General features: G+C 66.1%; 9 protein-coding genes. 4 read left to right on the forward strand and 5 right to left on the reverse strand.

Annotated elements, in window-relative coordinates; all coding sequences use genetic code 11:
* Positions 1-10 precede the first annotated feature (10 nt).
* The gene (locus ACX80N_RS14185; RefSeq protein ID WP_459340010.1) at positions 11-1285 is read left to right on the forward strand and encodes a ParB/RepB/Spo0J family partition protein; all 1275 of its coding nucleotides are present in this window, start codon (positions 11-13) and stop codon (positions 1283-1285) included.
* A 2952-nt stretch (positions 1286-4237) separates the two neighbouring features.
* On the opposite strand, the gene trxA is transcribed toward ACX80N_RS14185, so the two are convergent.
* The 5 genes from trxA to ACX80N_RS14210 all read right to left on the reverse strand — a co-directional run bounded on the left by trxA (position 4238) and on the right by ACX80N_RS14210 (position 9745).
* Complete coding sequence (gene trxA / locus ACX80N_RS14190) at positions 4238-4564, reverse strand: thioredoxin (protein ID WP_459339904.1); 327 nt, start codon at positions 4562-4564, stop codon at positions 4238-4240.
* Between the two features lie 25 nt (positions 4565-4589).
* A complete protein-coding gene (gene trxB / locus ACX80N_RS14195) occupies positions 4590-5582 on the reverse strand; it encodes a thioredoxin-disulfide reductase (protein ID WP_459340011.1) in 993 nt (330 codons plus the stop codon).
* A gap of 236 nt (positions 5583-5818) precedes the next feature.
* Complete coding sequence (locus ACX80N_RS14200; protein WP_459339905.1) at positions 5819-7336, reverse strand: hypothetical protein; 1518 nt, start codon at positions 7334-7336, stop codon at positions 5819-5821.
* Positions 7337-7404: 68 nt separating this feature from the next.
* Positions 7405-9156: a murein biosynthesis integral membrane protein MurJ gene (murJ, locus tag ACX80N_RS14205; protein WP_459339906.1), complete on the reverse strand. Its 1752-nt coding sequence runs from the start codon at positions 9154-9156 to the stop codon at positions 7405-7407.
* Positions 9157-9214: 58 nt separating this feature from the next.
* Positions 9215-9745, reverse strand: a complete 531-nt coding sequence (locus tag ACX80N_RS14210; protein WP_459339907.1) for an NUDIX hydrolase — start codon at positions 9743-9745, stop codon at positions 9215-9217.
* Between the two features lie 130 nt (positions 9746-9875).
* Between ACX80N_RS14210 and ACX80N_RS14215 the strand changes: the two genes are divergently transcribed.
* From ACX80N_RS14215 to ACX80N_RS14225, 3 genes are all read left to right on the forward strand, one after another.
* Positions 9876-11321, forward strand: a complete 1446-nt coding sequence (locus ACX80N_RS14215; protein ID WP_459339908.1) for a CCA tRNA nucleotidyltransferase — start codon at positions 9876-9878, stop codon at positions 11319-11321.
* Positions 11318-11968, forward strand: a complete 651-nt coding sequence (locus ACX80N_RS14220; protein WP_240615162.1) for a histidine phosphatase family protein — start codon at positions 11318-11320, stop codon at positions 11966-11968. The genes ACX80N_RS14215 and ACX80N_RS14220 overlap by 4 nt, the downstream gene beginning before the upstream one ends.
* Positions 11969-12467: 499 nt before the next feature.
* Positions 12468-12710 carry a hypothetical protein gene (locus ACX80N_RS14225; RefSeq protein WP_459339909.1) on the forward strand — a complete coding sequence of 81 codons (243 nt, stop codon included), beginning with the start codon at positions 12468-12470 and terminating at the stop codon, positions 12708-12710.
* The last annotated feature ends 186 nt before the right edge of the window (positions 12711-12896 follow it).

A 12896-nucleotide genomic window follows, 5' to 3' on the forward strand; every position in this document is an offset into this window, starting at 1 on the left:
CAAGAATGTCTTGGAAGCACAAACGAAAAGGGTAGCGAAGTCGTCCGCGCGGAAGACCACTGCGGCCGGTAGCGGGACGAAGGGACGCGCCGAGTCGTCCGAGCAGCCCGCTCACGAGGGCAGTGCGGAGGAAGGTGCCGGCGCTCGTTCGGAGCAGCAGGAGGCGTTGAAGAAGTCGGTCACCGACGGGTCCGCGGAGGTTGTGCCCGCGCCGTCGGTCGTGTCCGCCGCGGACGCGCAGGCCTCTGCTACCGAGACAGCAGGTGCCGACGCGGAGAGGCAGGATGTCGGGAGCACGCCTCGGTCGAAAGCCGGGTCTGCGAGAACGGCGATTACTTCTCCTGCGGAGTCGAAGGATGACCGGTCCGACCTGCCCAGCGCGACGGAGTCAGGATCACGTGAGACATCGACGACCGACGAGGCGGCCCCGACGACCTCTGGGGTGAAGAGCCAGGATGGTCTGCTCCAGGTGCCCGGGGCGACGTTCGCCGAGCTCCCCCTCGACAGTATTCACCCGAACCGGAAGCAGCCCCGCGTCGAGTTCAACGAGGACGAACTCGCGGAACTGGTGCACTCCATCCGCGAGATCGGCGTGTTGCAGCCGGTGGTCGTCCGTCCCTCACAGGAGAACGGCGAGACGGGCTATGAGCTGGTCATGGGTGAACGCCGTTGGCGTGCGTCGCGGGAAGCGGGTCTGGCGGTAATCCCCGCCATCATCCGCTCCACGCTCGACGACGATCTGCTGCGGGATGCTCTCCTCGAGAACCTCCATCGAAGTGCACTGAATCCTCTTGAAGAAGCGGCTGCCTATCAGCAGCTATTGGACGACTTCGGATGCTCGCATGACGAGCTGGCGGGGCGCCTCGGCAGGTCGCGCCCGCAGATCTCGAACACGCTGAGATTGATGAAGCTCCCTCCGCTGGTACAGCGTCGGGTTGGGGCCGGCGTGCTTTCCGCCGGGCATGCTCGGGCGCTGCTCGGCCTCGCGGATGCTGCCGATATGGAGAAGCTGGCTCAGCGCATCGTAGCTGAGGGGTTGTCTGTTCGGTCGACCGAGGAGATAGTAGCCCTGAGTGGCGGACTGCGGAGGGCGAGTAAGCCTTCCACCCCCCGGGATGGAGCCCGCCATGAGCGACTCGATTACCTGGCGACTTCCCTTTCGGATCGCCTCGACACCAATGTGAAGATCACACTGGGGGCCAAGAAGGGCCGTGTGAGCATCGAGTTTGCCAGCGTTGACGACCTCAACCGCATCATCGGGGTGCTGTCGCCGGCCGCGGACTGATGTGCCAGCTGAAAAGCGAGAGGGCCTTGTTTCACGTGAAACAGGGCCCTCTCGCTTTTCTGGTGGTCGTCGTTGGTACGTCTGGTCGGCCAAGCGGCCTCTCGGCTCCGACGCCGGCGCTTCAGTCGTTTGCTGTAGCCGAAGGCGCTCGTGTGTCTTCCGCTACGGATCGATCGCGTTGGAAGTGAAGTGCTGCCATCGTTCAACGCTGGAAGTGCTCCGTACGACCGGAGGAAGGACAGTTTGTTTAAAACGCGCTGTCTCGCCTGTCCTTGTGTACGGATGGCTCGAACGGCGCGAACCTCGTTTCACGTGAAACACCCCGAAGCGCGGTTCACCAGGTCGAACGCTTCTTCGGTCGACGACCAGAGGGAGCCGTGGTCTGCCGGTCTACATGACAGATAAGGCTACAGCTGCAATAGTCGCAACATGTGCGCTGACGGATCAGCAAGTGTTTCGTGCAGCATGACCAGGCACGGCAGCGCACGTGGAAGGCAGTGGCGAGCAGGCCATACTGGAGAGCACCAGCGGTTCTGTACGAGATCCCCCCGCGTGGGTGGTGGTCCCATCTTCATGCCAGCTATAGCCATCGTTTTGCATGCCGAAGTCGGGGCTGAATCGTGCATAGCGCGGCCGCGGCCGGCCCTAGTACCGTTCCACTTACTGACCCGGCCCGTGAGGTGGCTTGGACATTATTCTCTCGCGATGCGCCCTTTGACCCTGAATCGGCAGCGGACAGGCGGACAGCGCATAAGGGACATAGCTTGCGTCGCGCTGCCCGTACTCCGCCCACAGCCCTTTGGCCTGACGGTCCAGGTGACCCGGCCCATGGTTTCACGTGAAACGTGCGAGATTGTCCCGGTCGCTGGTCGCTGGTCACCGGCCCCCGGTCGCCGGACCCCGATCCAGCGCAGCGGGGATGATGGGCGGGGTCCAGCACCGCGGGTCCTACCCTGTCTGGGTACGGCCGATTCTGCTGTTGACACGATCAAATGCTGGGTTCGCGCAATGCCAGCGCCTACCGACCGTCGATCACGCCTGACCGCCTCGCTCCAGCAGAGGCGCTTCCCTGAGCTCGCAGCGAAGAATCGTCAATGTAGCTGCTCGGGTTATGTGGAGGCGCGCGAAGACGTCCGCTGCGCCGTCAACGGACTATTTGGGCCCCTCGAGCCCTGGTCGCCCCGAGCCATCGGTGTTCGACGAGAACATCGCGAGAGGACTGGCTGCAGCTAGTCCAGGGCACTCGCAAGCGCTGGTCTGAAGATCAGGGCAACCCCAGTGCGGGCGAGAGGAGGAAGCGACGCTGCTATAGTCACGGGCGGTTTCACGTGAAACTGGATGGGAGGCACCACCCTGCGGACTACGACGTCAGTGCAAGAACGAGCGCGGAGTGTGTTTCACGTGAAACCGAACTAGCAACTTACGATGGGGAGCCTAGAATCCGCCGGCGGCACGCCCCGACGATCTTCGTTCTCCACTCGCAGCGCCAGGAACCGGCTAAGGAAGGAGCTTCGACCCTCCGCGGTCGGGCAGGTCGATGAGCTCGTCCGTGGCAGCGGTAATCGGCATTCGCTGAAAGGTTCCATCCGATTCGCCGTCCCTTGCGCAGACACGGCAAGCTTCTACGACCGATAGGACGGGAGCAAGGCTCAGGGCGCACGAGCTACCGCAGCCCCCCTGGTTGTCGACCAGCATGGCAAGGCGCCAAGGCGCCAAGGCGCCAAGGCGGCAGGGCGACTGGTCATGAACCCCTCTTGAGCGGAGGCCCGTGAAGCGTGTACGACGCGCATCCGGAGCTGCGGGTTCGGGCAGGAGCAGCGCAGCTCGCCTGACCCTGCCCACTCGGGTCATGGTGCTCTGCTCACACCGGCGCAGCCACGGGGCGGGTACCCACCCCTCCGTCCTCCACGCCACCCGACCCCAGGGCACTGCTACCCGTGTCAGCATGTCGCCCGTGGTCCCGCCGTTTTTCATGGGTCACTTCCTCGGGGAACCTTCCCGCGCGGCACCCCGCGCACCCACTGGGACGGCTTTAGCTCCGACTCGTCGTGTTTCACGTGGAACCTCATGTCGACCGGGTACTCGCCCGTCTGGCTTGGACGTGTAGGCCCCAGTGGTCGGGGCAGTGTCGAGGTTCCGCAAGACATCGATCGTCATCCCGACCGACGGGAACAATTCGGCGGAAGAGAGTAGGATCAGTTCCTTCGAGTCATGGACCTGGGCAGTACTACATATGGTCCGGGCAGAAATGGGCGTCGAAGATATTCCTACGCTTCTCGAGACGGTGTAGCATCAGCAGCCCGTCCACAGTCCGTTGTGGGAGGTTGTTATCCCTCCGATAGCGTTATGTACAGGCGCTGCAACCGGATGGCTCGTCGCCGCGGCTATCACCAGCCGCTCAGCTGACCCCAGCCACGTCATCCTTCCGCGTCGGTCATGGCCGATCTGCTTTGATCGGTGGGCCGACCCGTCGGACACCATCCGGTGTCCGCACTGCAGGAGTCGGCCAGGATGAGCCGCCGTTGATGGAGGGGCGGAGGTCGCCGGATCATCCGTTCTGTTCGCTTGAGCGCATGGTATCGGGAGCCCTGCTTGTGCGCTGCCGGTCCTCTCGACGGAATGACGCGCCGCGCGTCGATTAGGGCTCTCCGGTGTGGGCTTCACAGGTGCATCTCCCTACGACGTCATTCACCGACGAATCCGAAGAGACACCCCTTCGGGCGCCGTTTCACGTGAAACCTGTGTCCACGCCTTGGAGCGACCGGGAACGGTGTCCGCTCCGGATGGCCGGACCGGGTCGAGCCCCCCGGACGGGCGGTGGACGCACGAGCGATGGGGATCGGAGGATGCGCGGGACGGGTCGATGGACATACCCGTCGATGCGAGGGCCGGCATCACCGGGCAAGAAGAAGGGCCCGCCGGGAACCGGCGGGCCCTTCTATCAACGAAAGATCAGTTGATGAACGCTGCGAACTCCTGCTCGAGCACCTGCTTCGGCTTGGCACCGATCGAGGTCGCCGCGACCTCCCCGCCCTGGAAGACGTAGACGGCGGGAATGGAGGTGATCCCGTACTTTGCGGCGATGGCGGGGTTGTCGTCGACGTTCACCTTCACGACGTCGACCTTCTCCGCGTGCTCGGCGGCGATGTCGTCGAGGATGGGTGACAGCATGCGGCAGGGACCACACCATTCGGCCCAGAAATCGACGATGACGGGCTTGGTTGACCTCAGGACGTCGGCGTCGAATGACGCGTCAGTCACATCCTTTGCGTTGCTCATTGCGGTTCTCCTTGTGGTTGAACGATCAGAGGGAAGCTGATTCGGATACTGCTTCGGCCGGCGGGGTCGGGACCCGGGCAGCCGTCTGGGAAAGGCTGACCGTGTCGGCGAGATAGTGCTCGACGTCGAGGGCGGCGACGCAGCCACTGCCGGAAGCCGTGATGGCCTGGCGGTACGTCGGGTCGATCACGTCACCCGCCGCGAACACGCCCGCGAGAGACGTCTTGGAGGTCCGACCCTGCACCGCGATGGTTCCTTCGCTCGTGAGCTCGAGCTGATCCTTGACGAGGTCGACGCGAGGATCGTTGCCGATGGCGACGAAGATACCCGTCACGTCGAGATCGGCCGTGGAACCGTCCACGGTGCTGGCCACCTTGACCCCGGTGACCTTATCCGCCCCGTGGATGCCCACTACCTCCGAGTTCCACAGGAAGCGGATCTTCTCGTGGGCGAAGGCGCGGTCCTGCATGATCTTGGAGGCACGCAGCGTGTCGCGGCGGTGGATCACGGTCACGGAACGGGCGAACTTCGTCAGGAAGAGGGCCTCCTCCATGGCGGAGTCACCACCACCGACGACGGCGATGTCCTGGTCGCGGAAGAAGAATCCGTCGCACGTGGCACACCAGCTCACGCCATGGCCGGACAACCGCTTCTCGTCCTCGAGGCCGATCTCGCGGTATTCGGAGCCCGTGGAGATGATGACGGCACGGGCGAGGAACTCCTCGCCCGTGGCGATGGTGAGCTTCTTGACCTCGCCGGAGAGTTCGGCCGAGACGACATCCTCGAAGAGGATCTCGGTCCCGAAGCGGCGCGCCTGCTTCTCGAACTGCTCCATCAGATCGGGACCCATGACGCCGTCGGCGAAGCCGGGGAAGTTCTCCACGTCGGTGGTGTTCATGAGTTCGCCACCGGCCTTGACCGAGCTCGCGAGCATGATCGGCTTGAGATTCGCGCGTGCGGTGTACACCGCAGCGGTGTAGCCGGAGGGGCCGGATCCGACGATGATCACGTCGTGGATCTTCGAGTCGCCGCCGGAGCCGTCGGCAGTGGGCGTGTCGAGCTGGACGTCGGTTTGCGTTGTCACGATGGGTAAAGACCTTTCTGTCTTCTCATGCGCTGATACGGCCGCATCGGGCATATCCGCGGACACTCTCCTCAACGGAACCACATGCATGGATATTCCGCCGACTGGACCGTCCGAGCACGCCCGACGGCGCGGTCGGGAGGACCGCTGGTCGGGGAATCACCGTCCGGTCAGGTGACCCGGACCTCAGCGATCCGGACACCGAAGGGGAACTGTGCCTGGATATTGGAGAGCCGCGGCAGCTGGGTGAAATTGATGATCACGAATCGGGCCTTTTCAGGGCCCTCCGCACCGGCCGGGACGGGAAGGTTCACCGTCGGCGAGGTGAAGCCGCTCCGCGTGATCTGACGGGCACCGTCGAGCGTGGGTGCATCGTTCAGCGAGACCGTGAAGGTACCACCGGCGCCGTTGAGCTGGTCGATGGACACCTGCGAGACGGTCGACTCCTCCTCGAGTTCCACCACCAGCGCCATGCTCGTCGCCAGGCCGCCGAAGGTGTCGCTCGCGTAGACCTGATTTCCCCAGTACGTCGTGGGATTGCCGTCGATGATCAGCGGCAGGGTGCGGTCATTGCCCGCGTCGAGCCCGGGATTGTCCGGGACGAGTCGTGTGATGCCGGTGATGACGGGAGGAACGGCCTCGACCACCGGCTCGGCCGTCGGTGTGGCGGGCACGGTGGTGGGGTCCTCGCTCGCAGCAGCACCGGGGGTCTGCTGCGTACCGTCGGCAACAGAGTCCTGGCCGCCGACGAGCGATCCGAGTGTCGTCGCAGCGAGCACGACGGCGATCACCAGGACGATACTGAGCACCACGCCGACGAGGACGCGCGTGAACGTGCGCCCACCGCCGTCGTTGTCGTCGTCGACGTCGTCCGAACCGCCGTCGACGCCGTCCGAGCCGTCGTGGGCATCCCGATCCTCGTCGCGGTCGAACAGGGGGAAGCGCGAGGCGGCCCGCTCAGGCTGTACGGCCACGGCCGCTGCAGCTGCAGCGCCGCCGGCGACGCCCGCCGTCACCGGCGCACGGACGGGACGCGACTCACCGGTCTGCTCCTCCGGATCCTCGCGGTAGGCGGCAGGGGACGCACCGACCGGTCGGCGGCTGGGGGGCGGCGGGACGAGGTGCGCCGTGGGCCTGTGCTCAGGGACGGGATCCGCTGCGACGGGAGGGAGATCGGAGGTCTCGTCCTGCTGCTCGTCCTCCGGTTCCTGCCGGCCCCGTCGCCAGGGTAGGCCGGAGAGTCGGAACTTCCGCTGGTGCCGGGTGTCCTCGTCGTCCTCGTACTGGTCCTCGTAGTCGTAGGTCTCCGGCTCCGTGGACCGCGGGCGGCCGAAGATCTCGGACCCGAGGGTGTCCGTGAAGAACGGCTCCACGTACGGCTTGTGCTCGACCGGTGCGTCCTGCTGCACGATGAGGTCGAGCATGTCCGCCGCGGGGGCGCGATTGGTGACCAGGTAGGTACCTGTTTCGGTGATGCCGAGATCGAGGACCTGGATGCTGCCCATCCTGTCGCCGGTGGCCAGTTCCCGGGCGCTCGTGGCGACCTGGGAGGCGTTGCCGGCCGACGCGACGAGGATGCTGACAGGCCGGTTGAGCACCTGGTCCATGCCGTCGAGCACGAGGTCCTTCTCAGCAGAGGCCAGCACGTAGGCGGTCACCTTGTAGCGACCACCCAGCACTGAACCCACGTCTACTGCTTCTGGCACGAGTTCCTCCCGGCGGACCCTGGCTGATTTCTCTCCATGCTACCGGTCAGTCACACGTTTCCCGGGCTGGACGGGCGAGCGCCGCTGCGCCGGAACCGCGCGAGAAGCGGCCCTACGAACTCACTCAGTTCGGTGATCCGGAGCAGTTTCAGCATCCCCAGGTAGACCCCCGACATCACGAGCCCGCCGACCACGAGCACCACTGCGGCATTGAGCTTCGACTGCCAGAGGAAACCTGCGGCATCGTAACCTCCGAACGCCCAGCACAGCGCGGTCCCGACGACGGCGGCCACGATCCCCGCGATCGTGAGCCGCACGTGGACGTCGAAGACGTGCCCGGCACCGTAGTGGCCGATGGACCTGGTCAGGAACAGGTGGCTGACGACGACGGCGATCACGTTGCCGAGGGAGTAGGCGACAGCGAGCAACGGCACGATGAGCCGGGGGTCGAACATGCCGGCGGCGAGGGCGAACACGACGCCCACGACGGACAGGACGATCTGGATCTTGAGCGGTGTCCTCACGTCCTCGCTCGCGTAGAACACCCTGTTCAGGAAGAAGTTCGCGCTGAGGAACGGTGCTCCTACGGCGAGGATCGCGATGATCACACCGTTCAGGGCGGCGCTCTCGGCGGATTCGCTGAACAGCATGCCGAGGGGTCCGGCGAACGTGAGCAGGGCCGCCGCACCGAAGACGGTAGCAACCCCGATGATGCGCAGCCCCTGGGACAGGGTGGAGCGCACAGTCGGCAGGTCGCCGTCGGCGTGGGCGGCGGAGAGCTGGTTGAACATGACGGTGGCGAGGGACAGCGCGATCACCGCGTGCGGCAGCTGGTACACCATGGCGCCGAACTCGAGGTTCGTCGAGCCCGCGATCTGCACGGGGGGATCCTGCGCGAGGAACCGTGGCCGGGCATCGGAGGCCATCGTGGCGACCCGCAGGTTCACGAGGTAGAGCCCGTTGCCGATGAGCATGGTCACGATCGTGACGGACGCGAGCTTCCCGGTCCGTCCGAGCCCTGTCCCGCGGACACCGAATCTCGGCCGCAGGCCCAGGTTCAGGCGCTTGAGCGGGACGAACAGCACGAGCGCCTGGATGATGATGCCGAGCGTCGTCCCGCCCGCGAGCAGCAGGGTCTGCCCCGACGTCCAGGTCCCGGGACTGTGCCGTTCCACCTGCTCCGTCCCCACCACGGCGATGAAGACCACCAGGAAGGCGATCGACACGATGTTGTTGACGACCGGCGCCCACATGTACGGGCCGAACGAGCCGTTGGCATTGAGGACCTGACCGATCACCGCGTACATGCCGTAGAAGAAGATCTGCGGCAGGCACCAGTACGCGAAGGCCGTGGTGAGGGCGAGGTTGGGTCCCGTGAAACTCGTCGTCACGCTGACGATGACCGGTGCCGCGAGCGTCACGAGCACGGTGAGGACGAGCAGCGCGGCGGCCGCGAGCGTGAGGAGCCTGCTGACGTAGTCGGACCCGCGGTCGGGCTGCCGGCTCGCGCGGATGATCTGTGGCACCAGGACGGCGTTGAACACGCCCCCCGCGAGCATCAGGTAGATGAAGTTCGGCAGGTTGTTCGCCGAGGTGAAGAGATCGGACACCTGACCCGCGGCGCCGATCGCGGTGGCGAGCAGCGCCACCCGGACCAGGCCGAGGACCCGCGAGACGAGCGTCCCAGCGGCCATGATGGCGCTCGAGCGTGCTGTGGATCCGCTGCTCGGAGTCGGGGGATCATCACGGACCGGCTGTCCGGCATCCTGCAGGGGGGTCGAGGCTGTATTGGTGTCGGACATCGTTCTCCATCGTCTCATTTCTGGGAGGCGACGACGGTGTCCGGGACGTGTGCACTGCTCAGAGGTGCTCGGGCAGGACCTCACGGGCGAGATCGGCGATCCGGCGCTCGTTGGGGAAGGAGAGCCGCCGGCCGAGTTCATGCAGGGGGACCCACGCGACGTCGACGGCCTCATGGTCCGGGTCGTTCTCGATGGTGAGGTAACCGCCGGTCGCGATCAGCAGGAAGTGGTGGACGGTCTTGTGCACACGGTGGCCGCTGACCGTGAACCAGTAGTCGATGCTGCCCAGCGCCGAGACGATCCTGCCCTCGATGCCGGTCTCCTCGGCGATCTCGCGGACGGCCGCCTTCTCGCTGTTCTCCATGCCTTCCGGGTGGCCCTTCGGCAGGCACCATTCCAGCCGTCCACCACGGTTCAGGCGGGCGATGATGGCGACGTCGAGGGACTCCTTCGTGGTGTCCACGACGATCCCGCCGGCGGACACCTCCTCCACCGTGGGCAGCTGGTGCTGCACGGCAGGCATACCCGTGGTTCCCATTGACACGGTCAACGGGGTGCGCTTGGGAGCACTTGGAACGGGTCGGTCCATGCAGACCACTCTAACGATCTTTAAGAGGGGTCGATGACGGTGCGACGCGTCGCACGCGCGTTCGTACAGCATCCGCATGGGCTGTCCGAGGTGTGGGAAACCGTGACTGATCTGGCACCCTTAAGGGACTATGGCGCACCTGCTGGACACTTCGACACTCACCGCACCCCTTCCTCCCGTGGTCCTCGAGGTCGGGGAACTCTTCGGCGCTGCAGGGCACGAACTCTCGCTCGTCGGCGGGCCGGTACGGGATCTGTTCCTCGGCAGGGTGTCACCCGATCTCGACTTCACCACCGACGCCGATCCGGATCAGACCCTCGCGGTCATCGGGCGCTGGGCCGACGCCCACTGGGAGATCGGCCGGGCGTTCGGCACGATCGGGCTCCGCAAGGACGGCCACCAGATCGAGATCACCACCTACCGTGCCGAGGCCTACGATCCGGCGTCCCGGAACCCTGTGGTCGCCTTCGGCACGAGCCTCGACGACGACCTCCTCCGCCGGGACTTCACCATCAACGCCATGGCGCTGCGGCTGCCCTCCCTCGAACTCGTCGACCTCTTCGGCGGTGTGCGCGACCTCCACGCCGGAGTCCTGCGGACGCCCGGCACGCCGTCGTCGTCGTTCTCCGACGACCCGCTCCGCATGATGCGTGCCGCGCGGTTCACGTCCCAGCTGGGCGTGACGGTTGCACCCGAGGTCGCGGAGGCCATGGAATCCATGGCCGAGCGGATCTCGATCATCTCCGCCGAGCGCGTACGCGACGAGCTGGTCAAGCTCATCGAGGGCAGGGCGCCCGACGCCGGGATCGACCTGATGGTGGAGACCGGCCTCGCCGAGCACGTGCTGCCCGAGGTGTCGGCGCTGCGCCTGGAGACGGACGAGCACCACCGTCACAAGGACGTCTACCAGCACTCGCTGACCGTCCTGCGTCAGGCCTGCGCCCTCGAGACCGGCGACGACGGCGCTGTGCCGGCACCCGACGTCGTCCTGCGCCTCGCCGCGCTCCTGCACGACATCGGCAAGCCCGCCACACGGAAGTTCGAGCCGGGCGGTGCCGTGAGCTTCCGCCACCACGACGCCGTGGGCGCCAAGCTCACCGCCAAGCGCCTGCGGGCGCTGCGGTTCGACAACGACACCATCAAGGCCGTCGCCCGTCTCGTGGAACTGCACATGCGGTTCTACGGCTACGGCGAGGCCGGCTGGAGCGACTCCGCGGTGCGGCGGTACGTGAACGACGCCGGCCCTCTCCTCGAGCGGCTCCACCGCCTCACCCGTTCCGACGTCACCACCCGCAACCGCCGCAAGGCCGAGCGCCTCGCCTTCGCCTACGACGACCTCGAGGAGAGGATCGCGGCGCTCGCCGAGCAGGAGGAGCTGGACTCGATCCGCCCGGACCTCGACGGTGAACAGATCATGGCGCTCCTCGGCATCCGCCCCGGTCCGGTGGTGGGGCGTGCTTACCGGTTCCTCCTCGAGGAACGCATGGAGCACGGGCCCCAGGGCCCGGCTGAGGCCGAGACCGCGCTCCGCCGATGGTGGAGCGACCAGCCCGAATCCCAGGAGAGCACACCATGACGCCCATGACCGGCGCCGCAGCACCGGACCTCACGCCCACCGGTACGCCGCTCCCGAAGCTCTGGCTCCTGCGGCACGGGGAGACCGAGTGGTCCAGGGACGGCCGCTACACGGGCCTCACGGACCTCCCGCTCACGCAGCACGGGGAGGACCAGGCGCTCGCCGCCCGCCACCATCTCAAGGGCGTGGACTTCGACCTCGTGGTGACCTCGCCCCTGCAGCGTGCGGTCCGCACCGCCGAGCTCGCCGGCTTCCCCGACGCCGAGGTCCTGCCGTTCGCGCACGAGTGGGACTACGGCGACAACGAGGGCCTGCACAGCGCAACGGTCCGCGAGGAGAACCCGGGGTACCTCATCTGGAACGACGGCGTCCCCAACGGGGAGACGCTCGATCAGGTCTCGGAGCGGGCGGACCGCGTCATCGCCCGCGTACAGGCAGGCTGCGGCACACCCGCGGACCGCGACCCCGCAGCGACGCCGGTGGAGAATGCCCTGCTCGTCGCTCATGGTCACTTCCTGCGGATCGTCGCAGCCCGCTGGCTGCAGTTGGGCGCGATCGAGGGTCGCCACCTGGTTCTCGGTACGGCCGCGGTCTGCGCGCTCGGCTGGGACAAGCGGACGCCCGCGATCGTGCACTGGAACCTCTGACCGGCGTCCGACACGGAACCGAATTCACACCCGAAAGAACTCGACCAATTAATTCGGGCCCAGGGCTATCCTCGCGCCTATTCGGTGGGGTAGCTTAACTCATGTGCCATTGGGCGTTCCCAACCCGAACATCGGGGGAACGTCCGGGCCGTCCGACCGCGTTATCGACGAAATGGAGGTGGAGATCGTGAATACCATGCTCAGCGGAGCCTTTGCCCGCAGCACCGATCCCGCCTTCGTCCTCCGTACGCACTAGGAAGTCTGCGCACCGGCAGCTGCCGGTTCACCCCGTGTCACCTCGCATCCGTGCGCGGCTTCCTTTCGTCCACCTTTATCGGCGGCTTTCTCCTCCTGCCATTTCTGGCTCATTCCTGCCGTTCCACGCGTAGAAAGTTTTATCATGCCCAATTCACGGCTTCATCCTGCCCAATTCACGGATGAACCTGTATCGACCGCCACGACGCCCGATCCTGCTATTCCAGCGCATGGCGAATTCATCATGAGCGGGTCACTGACTCCCCTCCCGCACGGCATCACCCCTTTACAGGACCTGCGGGACCTGCCGGGAGTCCTGCCGGCACCCATGCCCGCGTTCCACACCAGGAAGGAGGTGCAGATCATGCTGAGGAGATGGCGGAACGGCCTCGAGCTGTGGGGACGGATCCTGGCTGCCCCGTCACATGGTTCCCGTGACGCCTGCCAGCGCTACCTGCTGCCCAACCACACCCTGTACATCAAGTGAACGGCACTGCACCGGAGGCACGCCCCCTTCGGCGTCCCCCGGAGTACCCACCGGAGAAGCCCGCGCTTCCGGCGCGGGCTTCTCCCTGGAAAGCACCGTCCGCCGAGGCGCCCGGATGCTCCGTTGTCGCGGGCATCCCCGGAATGCAGTGCGAGGACGCCGCGTTATAGGGTCAGAAGGGCCCGA

It is taken from the genome of Arthrobacter sp. MDT2-16 (assembly GCF_054510925.1).

Bases quoted from the DNA above. Each gene is read 5' to 3' on its own strand.
- trxA (WP_459339904.1), bottom strand. From the start codon at position 4,564: ATGAGCAACGCAAAGGATGTGACTGACGCGTCATTCGACGCCGACGTC.
- ACX80N_RS14220 (WP_240615162.1), top strand. From the start codon at position 11,318: ATGACGCCCATGACCGGCGCCGCAGCACCGGACCTCACGCCCACCGGT.
- ACX80N_RS14210 (WP_459339907.1), bottom strand. From the start codon at position 9,745: ATGGACCGACCCGTTCCAAGTGCTCCCAAGCGCACCCCGTTGACCGTG.
- ACX80N_RS14215 (WP_459339908.1), top strand. From the start codon at position 9,876: ATGGCGCACCTGCTGGACACTTCGACACTCACCGCACCCCTTCCTCCC.
- ACX80N_RS14225 (WP_459339909.1), top strand. From the start codon at position 12,468: ATGAGCGGGTCACTGACTCCCCTCCCGCACGGCATCACCCCTTTACAG.
- murJ (WP_459339906.1), bottom strand. From the start codon at position 9,156: ATGTCCGACACCAATACAGCCTCGACCCCCCTGCAGGATGCCGGACAG.